Annotated in this window: 14 protein-coding genes; 13 read left to right on the top strand and 1 reads right to left on the bottom strand. The window is 62.9% G+C overall.

The genetic code is table 11. The features are described 5' to 3' along the window. Positions 1–15 precede the first annotated feature (15 nt). The gene (locus CH74_RS08670; RefSeq protein ID WP_048307070.1) at positions 16–534 is read right to left on the bottom strand and encodes a nuclear transport factor 2 family protein; all 519 of its coding nucleotides are present in this window, start codon (positions 532–534) and stop codon (positions 16–18) included. Positions 535–784: 250 nt separating this feature from the next. On the opposite strand from CH74_RS08670, the gene CH74_RS08675 reads away from it, so the two are divergent. The 13 genes from CH74_RS08675 to CH74_RS08735 all read left to right on the top strand — a co-directional run bounded on the left by CH74_RS08675 (position 785) and on the right by CH74_RS08735 (position 14252). Next, a complete protein-coding gene (locus CH74_RS08675; RefSeq protein WP_048307099.1) occupies positions 785–1672 on the top strand; it encodes a VOC family protein in 888 nt (295 codons plus the stop codon). A gap of 23 nt (positions 1673–1695) precedes the next feature. Beyond that, positions 1696–2571: a CoA transferase subunit A gene (locus CH74_RS08680; RefSeq protein WP_048307071.1), complete on the top strand. Its 876-nt coding sequence runs from the start codon at positions 1696–1698 to the stop codon at positions 2569–2571. Positions 2572–2582: 11 nt separating this feature from the next. Then, positions 2583–3395 carry a CoA-transferase subunit beta gene (locus CH74_RS08685; RefSeq protein ID WP_048307072.1) on the top strand — a complete coding sequence of 271 codons (813 nt, stop codon included), beginning with the start codon at positions 2583–2585 and terminating at the stop codon, positions 3393–3395. Between the two features lie 11 nt (positions 3396–3406). Next, positions 3407–4324, top strand: a complete 918-nt coding sequence (locus tag CH74_RS08690) for an enoyl-CoA hydratase (RefSeq protein WP_048307073.1) — start codon at positions 3407–3409, stop codon at positions 4322–4324. Further along, positions 4321–5436: a nitronate monooxygenase family protein gene (locus tag CH74_RS08695; protein ID WP_048307074.1), complete on the top strand. Its 1116-nt coding sequence runs from the start codon at positions 4321–4323 to the stop codon at positions 5434–5436. Before CH74_RS08690 ends, CH74_RS08695 begins: the two co-directional genes overlap by 4 nt. 1 nt (position 5437) lies before the next feature. Then, complete coding sequence (locus CH74_RS08700) at positions 5438–6190, top strand: enoyl-CoA hydratase family protein (protein WP_048307075.1); 753 nt, start codon at positions 5438–5440, stop codon at positions 6188–6190. Between the two features lie 8 nt (positions 6191–6198). Beyond that, entirely contained in the window at positions 6199–7365 is a 1167-nt protein-coding gene (locus CH74_RS08705) for an acyl-CoA dehydrogenase family protein (protein WP_048307076.1), read from the top strand. A 9-nt stretch (positions 7366–7374) separates the two neighbouring features. Continuing rightward, positions 7375–8436: an acyl-CoA dehydrogenase family protein gene (locus CH74_RS08710; protein ID WP_048307077.1), complete on the top strand. Its 1062-nt coding sequence runs from the start codon at positions 7375–7377 to the stop codon at positions 8434–8436. Beyond that, positions 8436–9590, top strand: a complete 1155-nt coding sequence (locus CH74_RS08715; RefSeq protein ID WP_048307078.1) for an acetyl-CoA C-acetyltransferase — start codon at positions 8436–8438, stop codon at positions 9588–9590. The genes CH74_RS08710 and CH74_RS08715 overlap by 1 nt, the downstream gene beginning before the upstream one ends. A 181-nt stretch (positions 9591–9771) precedes the next feature. Then, positions 9772–10650, top strand: coding sequence for an SDR family oxidoreductase (locus CH74_RS08720; protein WP_048307079.1), 879 nt, complete (start codon positions 9772–9774; stop codon positions 10648–10650). Positions 10651–10884: 234 nt separating this feature from the next. Then, on the top strand, positions 10885–12000 hold the full coding sequence (locus CH74_RS08725; RefSeq protein ID WP_048307080.1) for an acyl-CoA dehydrogenase family protein: 1116 nt from the start codon (positions 10885–10887) through the stop codon (positions 11998–12000). A 183-nt stretch (positions 12001–12183) separates the two neighbouring features. Further along, entirely contained in the window at positions 12184–13377 is a 1194-nt protein-coding gene (locus CH74_RS08730) for an acyl-CoA dehydrogenase family protein (RefSeq protein ID WP_048307081.1), read from the top strand. A gap of 89 nt (positions 13378–13466) precedes the next feature. Continuing rightward, entirely contained in the window at positions 13467–14252 is a 786-nt protein-coding gene (locus CH74_RS08735) for an SDR family oxidoreductase (protein WP_048307082.1), read from the top strand. Positions 14253–14256 lie beyond the last annotated feature (4 nt).

The raw sequence follows: 14256 nt of genomic DNA on the forward strand, positions 1-14256 counted from the left end.
GTGTACTGCCGCTCCTTACCCCTGCCGCCCCGGGTCGTCCACTTCCACCGGAGCCTGACGCCCGGCAAATAGAACTTTCGCCAATCCTTCCTCTAGTCCCATGATCAATGTCGAGGTGACCACGCATCGGGTCTTGGCGATCTTCCATTCACCGTCGATCTTTCGATAGCGGTCCTCGTAGTAGGCGCCGAGTTGAATCATTTGCTGGTCGCGGGTGTTGATCAGAAAATACTTGAGGCCCCAGATGCCTTCGGCGTTATGGGTATCGAGCAGTTCGATCTGCGGGTTGACCCCATGATGCATCTCCACGATGTGCTCATGACAGCCGAGCTCCTGAAACACCTTTACCAACGCGTCGCGATGGTGAAAGACACCGATGCGCCCGAAGTCGATTTCCACCTCGCCTGGAGCGAAGCACTGCCGCACGCCTTCTGGATCTTTCTGATCGCAACTGAACAGATAGCGCGCCTTGAGAGTGCGAATCGCTTCCAGGTCTTCCAAGCGGCGTAGCCGGGCTTCCAGATCGGTGGTCATGTTGCGCTCCTGAAGGTTTCCAGATCGAAAACCTCAAGCAATACCCTGCGCAGCGCAAAGCGGCATCGTCTCTTTATGGGGTAGCGGTGGTTGAATTTGGAGAAATATTGGAGCAACTGCCATCGTTCATCATTTTCCCACCCAGCCTGGTCCTCCACCCGTTCCGTTTGCTTAGTCTCTATGGACGATGATGTTTGCCACCCCCCTTTCGATAATCGAGGTCATGAATCGTACCTTCGGGGGATCAACAATGAATATTCGCAGTCTTGCCTACATCGTGGCGCAGACCGACGACCTTGGTGAGTGGCGTGACTACGCCGAGCAGGTGCTGGGGGCGATGGCTCAGCCGGCGCCGGATGGCAGCCTTTATATCAAGTTCGATGAACGCCCGCATCGCATGGTGATCACTGAGGGTTCGGAGAAGCGCTACGTTGCTTCCGGTTGGGAGCTGGCGGGCAAGGCGGCGTTCGAGGCGGCGCTTTCCAAGCTGGACGAGGCCCAGGTGGGCTGGGAGCTGGCCGACGAGGCGCTTTGCCGGCAGCGTGGCTTCCAGGCGGTGGCGATTTGTCAGGATCCTTCCGGCAATCGTCATGAGCTGGTGTGGGGCCATCTTTCTGATTGCCAGCCCTTTGTTTCCCCCCAGGGTGTCCCGCGTTTCATTACCGGCAACATGGGGCTGGGTCATACCGTACTGCCGGCGCCCAACTTCGAGGAGACCTTGCGCTTTTGCCAGGAGGTGATGGGTTTCGAGCTTTCCGACATCTTCAACTTCCGTCCCGCCCCGGACACAGACCCGATTCGTATCCATTTCATGCACTGCAAGAACGCACGACATCACAGCCTGGCGATCTGCGAGTTCGCCTCGCCCAGCGGTTGCGTGCACGTAATGACGGAGGTGGACTCCATCACCGAAGTAGGCCGCGCCCTGGATCGTCACGAAGCCCACGGGGTCAAGCTGTCCGCGACCCTCGGCGAGCACCTCAACGATCGCATGACGTCTTTCTACATGAAGACGCCTTCCGGTTTCGATCTCGAGTACGGCTACGGCGGACTACAGGTCGACTGGAACGAACACAGTGCCTTCGAGTTCACCCGCACCAGCCTGTGGGGACACGACTTCTCGGTAGGTCAGCAATAAGCCCCGAACAAGGAGAGCTCAAGATGGACAAGTTGATGACGGCGGAAGAGGCGGCCGGTCAGTTGCAAGATGGCATGACCGTCGGCTTTGGCGGTTGGGGCCCTCGGCGCAAGCCCATGGCGGTGGTGCGGGCCATCCTGCGCTCCAATGTGAAGAATTTGACCGTGGTGGCCTACGGCGGCCCGGAAGTCGGCATGCTGTGCGCCGCCGGCAAGGTCAAGAAGCTGGTCTACGGCTTCGCCACCATGGACGCCATTCCGCTGGAGCCCTGGTATCGCAAGGCGCGCCAGAACGGCGAGATCGAGATCATGGAGGTGGACGAAGGCGCCTTTCAATGGGGTCTGCGGGCCGCGGGCATGCGCCTACCATTTTTGCCCACCCGTTGCGGCCTGGGCACGGATCTAATGAATAAGCACCCGGAGCTCAAGACCATTCGCTCTCCCTACGCTGACGGTGAAGAACTGCTGGCCATGCCGGCGCTGAACCTCGACGCGGCCTTCGTTCATGTCAATGTGGCGGATCGCTTGGGCAACACTCTGATCACCGGCACCGACCCTTACTTCGATCATCTTTTCGCTCGGGCGGCACAGCGCTGCTTCGTCTCCGCGGAGCGGGTCGAGGATCGTCTGGCGCTGACCGCGGAGGAAGCCGGTGACAATACCTTCGAGCGCTATCTGGTCGCCGGCGTGGTGCAGGCGCCTTTGGGGGCGCATCCCACCAGCTGTGCGCCGGACTATGGCTGGGACATGGAGCATCTCAAGCGCTACGTGGCAAGCGCCAAGGAAGAGGGCGGCTGGCAGGAATACATGGAGTCCTTCGTGGTTCCGGGCGAGGCCGCCTATCAAGACGCCAACGGCGGGTCCGGTGCCATGGGCCGTCTACCGTTGCCGGTGTTCTGAGGAGAAAGACAATGACTGACAAGGTGGATTTCACCCTGGCGGAGCTGATGATCGTCGCCGCTTCAGAAGCCTGGCGTGGCGATGGCGAAGTGGTGGCCTCGGGCATCGGCACCATCCCTCGGTTGGGGGCCGGGCTAGCCAAGCTCACCCACACCCCGGAACTGCTGATGACCGACAGCGAGGCGCGGCTGGTGGAAGAGCCAATTCCTCTGGGGCCTCGGGGCGATTACCAACCGAAGTACTCCGGCTGCCTGAATTTTGAGCGGATGTTCGAATGCGTCGCCGGCGGGCAGCGCCACGCCATGATTGGACCGACTCAAATCGACGGTTTTGGCCAGACCAACCTGTCCTGCATCGGCGATTACCAGAAGCCGAAGGTGGCCATGCTCGGCGTGCGCGGCCTGCCCGGCAACAGCATCAACCATATCAATTCCTTCCTCGTGCCTTTTCATACCAGCAAGGCACTGGTGGCAGGCGAGGTGGATATGGTGTCCGGGGTCGGCTACAACCCGGCACGCTTTTCCGAACACATGCGCCGGGATCTGATGGAGATTCGTCATATCGTCACCGATCTGTGCGTGCTGGATTTCGAGGGCGAGAACCACGCGGTACGAGTGCGCTCCCTGCATCCCGGGGTGAGCTTCGAGGACGTGCAGGCCAACACCGGCTTTGAACTGCAGAAGGCGCCGGACATGGCCGAGACCTTGGCCCCCAGCGCCGAGCAGCTGGCGATCATTCAGCGCCTCGATCCTCACAATCTGCGGGCCAAGGCGCTCAAGGACAATCCGCCCGGCGTAAGAAGCCAGCCGGTCGGCCAACGTTAGGAGAAAGCGACATGTCCGAGAGCCAACCTGAGTTCATCGACCGCCCGGACGAGGCGGTCTACGAGACCGAGGAGCCGGTGCGCTACGCCGTCGAGGACGGGGTCGCCACCCTGACCCTCAACCGGCCGGAGTTCAACAACGCTCAGAACTCCCAGATGACCTATGCCCTGGACGATGCCTTTCGCCGCGCCGTGAACGACGACGCGGTGAAGGTGATCGTGCTGGCTGGGGCCGGCAAGCATTTTTCTGCCGGTCACGACATCGGCACTCCCGGACGTGATGTCAACAAGCCCTATCCCCGTCGCCATCTATGGTGGGATCACACCAACAAGCCTGGCGGTGAGTATCTCTATGCGCGTGAGCAAGAGGTCTACCTCAACATGTGCCGGCGCTGGCGGGACATCCCCAAACCGGTGATCGCCCAAGTACAGGGCGCCTGCGTGGCCGGCGGGTTGATGTTGGCCTGGGTATGCGACCTGATCGTCGCCAGTGACGACGCCTTCTTCCAGGACCCGGTGGTGCGCATGGGCATCCCCGGGGTGGAATACTTCGCCCACCCCTTCGAGATGAATCCGCGAATCGCAAAGGAGTTTCTGTTTCTCGGCGATCGCATGAGCGCCGAGCGGGCTCGGGAAGTCGGCATGATCAATCGAGTGGTGCCGCGTGATCGACTTGCAGATGAAGTGCGAGACATGGCCGCGCGCATCGCCAAGCAGCCGCGTATGGGCCTGGCCTTGACCAAGCAGGCCATCAATCACGTCGAGGATCTGCAGGGCAAGCGTGCCGGCATGGAAGCGGCCTTCGCCTGGCATCACTTTGCCCACGTGCACAACGAACAGATTTCCGGCGACCTGCTGGGCGGCTATGACGCCAAGGGCATGGCTCGGGAAAACAAGGCGGCGGAAAAGGACCGGGGAGGGCGCTCATGAACGCCGAGAGTCTATTGAAAACCCCGCTCACCGAGCGTCTGGGCTGTCGCTACCCCATCGTGCAGACCGCCATGGGCTGGGTGGCGGACGCCAAGCTGGTGGCCGCCACCACCCAGGGCGGCGGCTTCGGCTTCCTGGCCGGAGCGACCATCGAGCCGGACAAGCTTGAAGGCGAAATCCAGCGGGTGATCGAGCTCACCGGCGGCAGCAACTTCGGCCTTAATTTTCATATGTTTCAGCCCAATGCCCAGGAGTGCGTGGAACTGGCCATCCGTTATCGCCTCAAGGCGGTGAGCTACGGGCGCGGTCCAGATCAGGCCACCATCGCTCGACTGAAGGATGCCGGAGTGCTGTGCATTCCCACCGTGGGCGCGCTCAAGCACGCCCTCAAGGCGGAGCAGCTGGGGGCGGACATGATCACCATTCAGGGCGGCGAGGGTGGCGGCCATACCGGCAGCGTGCCCACCACCATCCTGCTGCCACAGGTGCTCGACGCAGTGAAGATCCCGGTGATCGCCGCCGGGGGTTACTCCACCGGGCGCGGTCTGGCGGCGGCGCTGGCCGCCGGCGCGGCAGGCATCGCCATGGGCACGCGTTTTTTAATGACCACGGACGCCCCTCCCCCCAAGAGCACCCTGGAGCGCTATCTGGCGGTGAAGGACGTGGATCAGGTGCGGGTCACCACCGCGGTGGACGGCATGCGTCACCGCATGATCGACAACGCCTATATCAAACAGCTGGAGCAGGCCGGGCCGGTGCGTCGACTGATCATCGCCCTAAAGAGCGCCCGGCAGTGGAAAGCCGGGACCGGCATGACCACCGGCCATATGGTGCGCACCTTCTGGCGCGGCGTGCGGGAGGACCCGGCCGCCGCTTCGCAAGTGGTGATGGCTGCCAACCAGCCGGTACTGATCCAGCGCTCCATGGTCGCGGGCCGGGTCGAAGAGGGCATTCTGCCCAGCGGACAGGTGGCGGCGGCCATCGATAGTCTGGTCAGCGCTCCGGAATTGATCAAAGGCATCGTCGATGAGGCCCAAGGCTGCTTCGAGTCCTTGCTTGGACGAGTCGAGCCGTCGTCCAGTACCACGACACCGCAACGGGAGACCACCTGACATGAGTCACGCTTTCACGACACACCTGGACGCGCATATCGCCGAGCTGGTGATCGACAAGCCCCCGGTCAATGCCCTGGATAGCCTCGAGTGGCAGGCCTTGGCGGAGGAGATCGATCGACTGGGCAACGATCAAGAGGTGCGGGTGATCATCATTCGCGCCGAGGGGCGCGGATTCTGTGCCGGGGTCGACATCAAGGAGCTCGATCGCTATCCGGAGCGCATCGTCGCGGTCAACGCAGGCAACTACGCTACTTTCCGCGCAGTGCACCGCAGTCCGGTGCCGGTGATCGTTGCGGTGCACGGCTTCGTGCTGGGGGGCGGCATCGGCATCACCGGGGCGGCGGACATCGTGCTGGCCAGCGAGTGCGCAAGCTTCGCCCTGCCGGAGGTGGATCGCGGCGCCATGGGCGGCGGCGCCCATCTGCAGCGACTCTTTCCGGTGCAGAAGGTGCGTTATCTGTTCTTTACCGGGGAAAGCATTGGCGCCCGGGAGGCGGAACGCTACGGCTTCATCGAGCGCATCGTGGCGAGAGAAGAACTTCCCACAACCGCTCGGGAGATCGCCGCCAGGATCGCCGCAAAGAGCCCGGCGATGATTCGCATCGCCAAGGAAGCCTTGAACGGCATCGAAGACGGCAACCTGGAAGACAAGTATCGCTGGGAACAAGGCTTCACCCTGCAGGCCTACACCAGTCCGGATTCCGCCGAGACTCGGCGCGCCTTCACTGAAAAACGTGACGCTACCTTCTAAGGATTGTTATGGACCTGACTTATACCCCCCAACAGCAAGCCTTTCGTCGCGAGGTGCGGGCCTGGCTGGCGGATAACGTGCCTCTAGAACCCTTGGCCAACTGCGATACTCGGGAAGGCTTCGAGCAGCATCGGGAGTGGGAGCGCAAGCTGTTCGACAACCGCCTGTCCATGGTGATGTGGCCGGAGGAACTCGGCGGGCGCGGCTGCGACTTGGTCGAGTGGCTGATCTTCGAGGAAGAGTACTACGGCGCCGGCGCCCCCATGCGGGTCAATCAGAACGGCCAGCTGCTGCTCGGGCCGACCCTGATGGAGTTCGGCAGCGAGGAGCAGAAAAAGCGCTTTCTGCCGCGCATGGCCGCCAGTGACGACATGTGGGCCCAGGGCTGGTCCGAGCCCAATGCCGGTTCGGACATGGCGAATATTTCCAGCAAGGCGATCCGCGACGGCGATCATTATGTGATCAATGGTCAGAAGACCTGGTCAACCCGGGCGCTGTTCGCCGATTGGATTTTCGGCCTGTTCAGAAGCGACCCGAACTCGAGCCGTCATCATGGCCTGAGCTACCTGGTGGTGCCCCTGAATGCCGAGGGCGTGACCATTCGCCCGATCAAGGCCTTGAACGGGCAGGACGCCTTCGCCGAGATCTTTTTCGACAACGTGCGCGTACCAATAGACAACCGTATCGGCGAGGAAGGCCAGGGCTGGCGGGTTGCCATGGCCACCGCCGGCTTCGAGCGCGGTTTGCTGCTGCGCTCACCGGCACGCTTCCAGCACGCGGCCCGGCGCCTGGTCGAGCTGTACAAGCGCCATCAGACCCAGGCGGACCGTGATCCGACGATTCGCGACGCCGTCTGCGAGGTCTGGGCCGGGGCGGAGGCCTATGCGCTATCCGCCTACTACACCGTGGGGCGACTGAGTCGTGGGGAACGTATCGGCGCCGAGGCGAGCATCAACAAGGTCGTCTGGTCGGAGCTGGATCTACGCCTGAACGAAACCGCCATGCGCATTCTCGGCCCTCGGGGCGAACTGTTGGCGGAGGCGCCGGCCATCGGCGAGGACGCGGGCTGGCTGGAAGGTTTCCTGTTCGCCCAGGCCGGGCCGATCTACGCCGGGTCCAACGAGATTCAGCGCAACATCATCGCCGAGCGCATGCTCGGCCTGCCAAAGAGCTGAGGGCGAGCCATGGATTTTACCTTTACCGATGACGAACTGGCCTTCCGGGAAGCCATCAGCCGTTTTCTGATGGTCGAGGCAGCGCCGGAAGTGCTGCGGGAGATTTGGGAAACCGACAGCGGCCGCTCTCCCGATCTGCGTCACAAGATGGCGGAGCAGGGCATGACCGCCCTGTCCGTGCCGGAGGAATGCGGCGGCATGGGCCTGGGAGACGTGGCCTGGTCGCTGATGACCCAGGAGCTGGGCTACTACGGTATTCCCGATTCCTTGGCGGATACTGCTTACGTGGCAGAAGGCTTGATCAACGACTTGCCGGAGAGTATTCGCGATCGCCAGGGTTGGCTTGAGCGCATCGCCGAAGGGGATGTTCGCATCGCCGTGGGCCATTCGGTCAATCCCCTGGTGGCGGACGCCCACCTTGCCGATCTGCTGCTGCTCGAGCACGAAGGCGAGGTGCACGTGCTGTCCCGAGAGCAGGTGAGCCTGGAGGACAACCCAAGCATCGACTCCTCCCGGCGGCTATCGCGCATTCGTTGGGAACCATCTTCCTCTACCAGGCTGGTAGACAGCGAGAATGGGCGCGCGCTTTGGGAGAGTGCACTGAATCGTGGTGCGCTGTCCGCGGCCGGTCAACTGCTGGGCTTGGCCCAGCGCATGCTCGATCTCTCCGTGGACTATGCCGCTCAACGCAAACAGTTCGGCAAGCCCATCGGCAGCTTCCAGGCAGTCAAGCATCAATTGGCGGACGTGGCCGGCAAGATCGAATTCGCCAAGCCGGTGCTGTATCGCGCCGCCTATGCGCTGGAGCATGCCGATCCTCTGGTAGACGTGCATGTCTCCCAAGCCAAGCTTGCCTGCGGTGATGCTGCCTGGCTGGCGGCTCGCCACGGCATTCAGGTACACGGCGCCATGGGCTACACCTGGGAGGTCGATCTGCAGATGTTCATGAAGCGCACCTGGGCGCTGGACCCGGACTGGGGCGATCGCGGTTTTCATAAGTCTCGAGTGGCTGCCCATGTGCTGATGGACGACGCACAGCTCGGCCCCGGCCACACTTTTCGGGAGGCATGATGGCCAACGCTTATATCATCGACGCCTTGCGCAGCCCCACCGGCAAGCGCAAGGGTGGACTTGCCCATATACATGCCATCGATCTGGGGGCTCATGTGCTCAAGGCCCTGGTGGAGCGCAATGCCATTCCCGGGGAAGACTACGACGACGTCATCTTCGGCTGCGTCGACACCATCGGCTCCCAGGCTGGAGACATCGCCCGCACCAGCTGGCTGGCCGCCGGGTTGCCGCTGAACGTGCCGGGCACCACCGTGGACCGTCAGTGCGGCTCCTCCCAGCAGGCGCTGCATTTCGCCGCCCAGGCGGTGATGAGCGGCACCCAGGACGTGGTGGCGGTGGGCGGTGTGCAGACCATGACCCAGATTCCGATTTCCTCGGCGATGCTGGCCGGTCAGCCCCTGGGTTTTCCGACGCCGTTTTCCGGCAGCGAAGGCTGGCAGGCGCGCTTCGGCGATGCCCCGGTCAATCAGTTCTACGCCGCCCAGCGCATTGCCGATCACTGGGGCATCTCCCGAGCGGACATGGAGGCCTTCGCCCTGGAAAGCCATCGTCGTGCCCTGGCGGCCAGTGAGGCTGGCCATTTCGACCGGGAGATCGTGCCGCTCGCCAATGTGAATCGCGACGAGACGCCGCGCCAAACCACTCTGAATAAGATGGCGGAACTGGAGCCGGTGGACCCTAGCTACCCATCGATTACCGCTGCGGTGTCCAGCCAGACCGCGGATGCGGCGGCGGCGCTGCTGGTGGTGTCCGAGGCGGCACTCGAGCGCTACGGTCTCACGCCCCGGGCGCGCATTCATCATTTGAGCGTGCTCGGCGACGATCCAATCTGGCATCTGCGGGCGCCGATTCCCGCGACAGAGGCAGCGCTGCGCAAGACGGGCATGCGCCTTGAAGACATCGACCGGGTGGAGATTAACGAGGCCTTCGCTTCCGTGGTCATGGCCTGGCTGCAGGAAACCGGCTATCCGGTGGAGCGCACCAACGTCAGCGGCGGCGCCATCGCATTGGGTCATCCATTGGGAGCCACCGGCGCCCGGCTGATGACCACCCTGCTGCACGAGCTTGAGCGCAGCGGCGGCCGCTTCGGCCTGCAGACCATGTGCGAAGGCGGCGGTCAGGCCAACGTCACCATTATCGAACGACTGGACTAAGAGTGTCTTTCATAGCTTGGCAAATAGGATGGACTTTTCCGGCGGCAAGGCATCGCGAGGGCGCTGTAAACCCGTCCCTGGGCGCTACTTTTGCCCTCCCTGGCAAAAGACCCTCGCTTTGCCTTGACCCCCGGCGTCCATCGTCCCGGAAGGCTCGAGAATACATTTTAAGGAGAGCAGCATGGGCATCTGTGACAACCGCACGATTATTATCACCGGCGCCGGAGGCGGCCTGGGCCGCGCCTACGCTCTGGGTTTCGCCGCCGAGGGGGCCAAGGTGGTGGTCAACGACATTCGCCAGGAGGCGGCAGCCAAGGTCTGCGAAGAGATCGAAGCCAATGGCGGCGAGGCACTGGCCAACAGCGACGACATCACCTCCGTTGCCGGGGCAAGCAAGATCCTCGAGGCGGCGCTTGGGCGCTTCAATGAGGTGCACGGGGTGGTCAACAACGCCGGGGTCTGCCGGGACAAGATGTTCGCCACCATGACCGAGGAGGACTGGGATCAGGTCATGCAGGTGCACCTGCGCGGCCATTTCTGCTTGGCCAATGTCCTGACCCGCTACTGGCGGGAGCGCAGCAAGGCTGGGGAGCCGGTGAATGCGCGCATTATCAACACCAGCTCCGGGGCCGGACTGCAAGGCTCCATCGGTCAGTCCAACTACTCCGCCGCCAAGGCGGGCATCCTCGGCCTGACTCTGGTGCAGGCGGCGGAACTGGCACGCTATGGCATCACCGCCAACGCCATCGCCCCTCAAGCCCGCACCAGCATGACCGAAGGCGTCTTCGACGAGATGATGAAAGCCCCGGAGGACGGGGGCTTCGACAGCTGGGACCCGGCCAACGTGGCGCCGTTGGTGGTGTGGCTGGGCAGCTCGGCATCAAGTCACGTTAGCGGCCAGGTGTTCGAGGCCAAGGGCGGCTGGATCTCCGTGGCGGATGGCTGGCGCACGGGGCCGGAAAAGGACAAGCAGGAACGTTGGCAGCCGGCGGAATTGACCGAAGTGGTGGATGGCCTTCTAGCAGAGGCCAAGCCGGCGCAGAAAGTCTACGGTACCTGAAAAACTCCTTTCACAATTCGATCAACAAGACGGGCGCCTGGGGCAAGGCGTAGCGAGGGGCTTTTGCCAGGGCCGAAAAATGCTCCGTGCTATTTCGGCATTTCCGCCATCCCTGGCGGTCAGATAGCAAAAGTAGCGCCCAGGGACGGGTTTACAGCGCCCTCGCGCAGGCTTGTCCTGGGCGCCCAATGTCGTAGCGACTGGAAATGGACGCTAAAAAGCTAAGGGCTTGCCATGGACTTCTCTCTGAATGAAGACCAGCTGATGATTCGCGACGCCGCCCGGGAAGTGCTGGCAGCGCAAAGCGATTCCGCAGCGGTACGCCGGGCCATGGAGAGCGAGTCCGGCCTCGATGATGCTTTGTGGCATCAGCTTGGTGTAGAGCTCGGCTGGTGCGGCATCGCTATTTCCGAGGCTTACGGCGGGCTCGAACTGGGTCAGCGTGAGCTTGTGCTACTGCTCGAACAGCTCGGCGAGCATCTGTCCTGCGTGCCATTCTTCTCCAGCGTGGTGCTAGCGGCCAGCGCCCTGCAGCACGCCGCGGGCCAATCGGTCTGGGAGACGTATCTACCGCGACTTGCCAGCGGTGAGCTGAGCGCGACCCTGGCTTGGGCGGGACTCGATTCGGAAAATGGCGAAATTACCGTTACCGCGTATCACGAAAGAGACGGCTATCGCCTGGATGGCCATCTTGATTACGTGGTGGACGGCGCCAGCGCTGAACTTCTGTTGATTCCTGCCCGACTCGATAACGAACCAGCTCTGTTCGCTGTAGAGATAAGCACCGCTGGCGTCAGTCCCGAGGCCCTGACCACTATGGATCCGACTCGAGGCTTCGCCAGCGTGACATTAAGCGGCGCATCGGCCACCTATCTGGGCTCGGGAAAAAGCGTCGAGCAGGGGTTGGTCCGCACTCGGGATCTAGCGCGGCTGGCTCTGGCGGCGGAGCAGCTGGGGGTGGCCCAGCGCTGTCTCGATCTTAGCGTCGCTTATACCGGCGAGCGGGTGCAGTTCGGCCGCGCTATCGCGTCTTTCCAGGCGGTCAAGCATCGCTGCGCGGAGATGATGGTGCGTATCGAGGCGGCTCGCTCTGCGGTTTATGGCGCCGCAGCGACGGTCACGGCGGATCCTTCCACGTTGGCGATCGAGACGGCCATGGCCAAGAGCGTCGCCGATGAGGCGGCCTTCTTCTGCGCCCAGGAAGCGATCCAGCTTCATGGTGGCGTGGGCTTCACTTGGGAATACGATCCGCATCTCTATTTCAAGCGCGTCCAGGCCAACGCCCATTGGCTTGGCAGCAGCGAAATACTGCTGGAAGAGCTGGCGGTGCCGCTGCTTGGTCCGGCTTAAAAGTCCATTTCCAAACTTCTCGCGGTGATGGGCGCCGGGGGCAAGGCGAAGCGAGGGTCTTTTGCCATGGATGGCAAAAGTAGCTCCCAAGGATGGGTTAACAGCGCCCTCGCGAAGGCTTGCCACCGGAGCTGCCCGTCCTAACCCACCGGGCTGTGAAAGAAGCTCTAAGGAGTTTTACCTATGTCACTGGAATTCAGCGTCGCGGACGAGGCGTTTCGCGAGGAGATCGCTACTTGGCTCGAGGCCAACCTGCAGGGAGAGTTTGCGCCGCTGCGCCATCGCGGCGGCCCCGGGGACGAGGAGGCCTTTCCGGAGCTGCGCAAAGCCTGGGAGCGCCATCTGGCCAAGGCGGGCTGGATCTGCGTGGGCTGGCCCACGGAGCATGGTGGCCGCGGGCTCGATGTCACTCGTCAGGTCATCTTCCACGAGGAGTACGCCCGAGCCGGTGGTCCAGGGCGCATGGGCCATATCGGCGAAGGGCTGATCGGCCCCACCCTGATCGCCTATGGCACCCAAGAGCAGCAGCGGCGCTTGCTGCCGGGGATTCGCGAAGGCCGGGAGTTCTGGGCTCAGGGCTACTCCGAACCCAGCGCCGGCTCGGACCTGTCCAATCTGCGCACCCGAGCGGAACTCGACGAAACAAGCGACGAGTGGCGGATCGACGGTCAGAAGGTGTGGACGTCCCTTGCCCATGAATCCCAGTGGATCTTCGTGGTGGCCCGCTGCGAACGCGGCTCCGTGGGGCCCAAAGGCCTGTGTTTTCTGCTGGTGCCCCTTGACCAGCCCGGGGTCACCATTCGTCCGATTCGCCAGATCTCCGGGGGCTGCGAGTTCAACGAGGTGTTCTTCGACGACGCCCGCACCGCAGCGAACAACATCGTCGGCGCGCCGGGAGAAGGCTGGAAGATCGCCATGGCCCTGCTCGGCTTCGAGCGTGGTCTGTCTACCCTGGGCCAGCAGATGCACTTCACCCAGGAACTCGAACTGATCTGTCAGGTGGCCAGGGAAAACGGCGCTGCCAGACAACCGGCGTTGCGCCAGCGTATCGCCCGGGCTTGGGTCGGGCTCAAGGTGATGCGCTATAACGCCCTGCGTATGCTCTCTGGCGGCGAAGACGGCCAGCTTCCGCGAGAGGCACTGATCTACAAGTACTACTGGTCTAACTGGCACCGCGACCTGGGCAAGCTTGCCATGGATGTGCTGGGTCATACCGGCAACGTGGTAGACGACAGCGACCCGGTACGCCGCCGCGTGCAGCAACTGTTCCTGTTCACCCGTGCCGATACCATCTACGCCGGCACCAACGAGATCCAGCTCAATATCATCGCCGAGCGGGGTTTGGGGATGCCTCGGGAGTCTCGGAGTAATGCATAGCCTTTCGGCGGTCACGTCCGTTTTGACGATGCCGGCTTGAGTCACCGTCTTCTATAAAGGGGCATGACCCTTACTAGAGGTGCAACATCGTGACGCAAGCTCCCCCCTATGTGCCCGGACACGAGCTGCTTTCCGGAAAGACCGTGCTGATCACCGCCGCTGCCGGCGCCGGGATCGGCTTCGCTGCTGCCAAACGCTGCGCCGAGGAAGGCTGCCGGGCGCTGATGATCTCCGATATCCATCCGCGTCGTTTGGAAGAGGCGGTCGCCGCGCTCAAGCAGCAGACCGGACTCGAGGCGATCTACGGCCAGCTATGCAATGTCACCGTGGAAGAGGAAGTGCAGGCGCTTATCGCTGCGGCGGAAGAACAGCTCGGCGGCGTCGATGTGCTGATCAACAATGCCGGCCTGGGCGGTCAGAAGCGGGTGGTGGACATGGAGGACGCGGAGTGGTCTCGGGTGTTGGATATTACCTTGACCGGCACCTTCCGCATGACCCGAGCCATGCTGCCGGCCATGCAGAAACGCGGGCGGGGGGTGATCGTCAACAACGCATCAGTGCTTGGCTGGCGAGCCCAGAAGGAGCAGGCCCACTACGCTGCTGCCAAGGCCGGGGTGATGGCGCTGACCCGCTGTAGCGCCCTTGAGGCCGCGGATCATGGGGTCCGCATCAACGCGGTGGCGCCCTCTATCGCCTTGCATGATTTCCTCAAGAAAGCGTCCAGCGAAGAGCTGCTTGATGAACTGGCTTCTCGAGAGGCTTTCGGGCGGGCCGCGGAGGTTTGGGAGGTGGCCAACGTGATGATGTTCCTGGCCAGCGACTACTCATCCTACATGACCGGGGAAGTGCTCTCGGTCAGCTCGCAGCAAGCCTGAGGAG

The organism is Halomonas sp. PR-M31 (assembly GCF_001039575.1).
Taxonomy (GTDB): Bacteria; Pseudomonadota; Gammaproteobacteria; order Pseudomonadales; family Halomonadaceae; genus Modicisalibacter.

What these genes read in the sequence shown, in the direction of transcription:
- CH74_RS08670 (WP_048307070.1), bottom strand. Translation starts at nt 534, where the DNA reads ATGACCACCGATCTGGAAGCCCGGCTACGCCGCTTGGAAGACCTGGAA.
- CH74_RS08675 (WP_048307099.1), top strand. Translation starts at nt 785, where the DNA reads ATGAATATTCGCAGTCTTGCCTACATCGTGGCGCAGACCGACGACCTT.
- CH74_RS08680 (WP_048307071.1), top strand. Translation starts at nt 1,696, where the DNA reads ATGGACAAGTTGATGACGGCGGAAGAGGCGGCCGGTCAGTTGCAAGAT.
- CH74_RS08685 (WP_048307072.1), top strand. Translation starts at nt 2,583, where the DNA reads ATGACTGACAAGGTGGATTTCACCCTGGCGGAGCTGATGATCGTCGCC.
- CH74_RS08690 (WP_048307073.1), top strand. Translation starts at nt 3,407, where the DNA reads ATGTCCGAGAGCCAACCTGAGTTCATCGACCGCCCGGACGAGGCGGTC.
- CH74_RS08695 (WP_048307074.1), top strand. Translation starts at nt 4,321, where the DNA reads ATGAACGCCGAGAGTCTATTGAAAACCCCGCTCACCGAGCGTCTGGGC.
- CH74_RS08700 (WP_048307075.1), top strand. Translation starts at nt 5,438, where the DNA reads ATGAGTCACGCTTTCACGACACACCTGGACGCGCATATCGCCGAGCTG.
- CH74_RS08705 (WP_048307076.1), top strand. Translation starts at nt 6,199, where the DNA reads ATGGACCTGACTTATACCCCCCAACAGCAAGCCTTTCGTCGCGAGGTG.
- CH74_RS08710 (WP_048307077.1), top strand. Translation starts at nt 7,375, where the DNA reads ATGGATTTTACCTTTACCGATGACGAACTGGCCTTCCGGGAAGCCATC.
- CH74_RS08715 (WP_048307078.1), top strand. Translation starts at nt 8,436, where the DNA reads ATGGCCAACGCTTATATCATCGACGCCTTGCGCAGCCCCACCGGCAAG.
- CH74_RS08720 (WP_048307079.1), top strand. Translation starts at nt 9,772, where the DNA reads ATGGGCATCTGTGACAACCGCACGATTATTATCACCGGCGCCGGAGGC.
- CH74_RS08725 (WP_048307080.1), top strand. Translation starts at nt 10,885, where the DNA reads ATGGACTTCTCTCTGAATGAAGACCAGCTGATGATTCGCGACGCCGCC.
- CH74_RS08730 (WP_048307081.1), top strand. Translation starts at nt 12,184, where the DNA reads ATGTCACTGGAATTCAGCGTCGCGGACGAGGCGTTTCGCGAGGAGATC.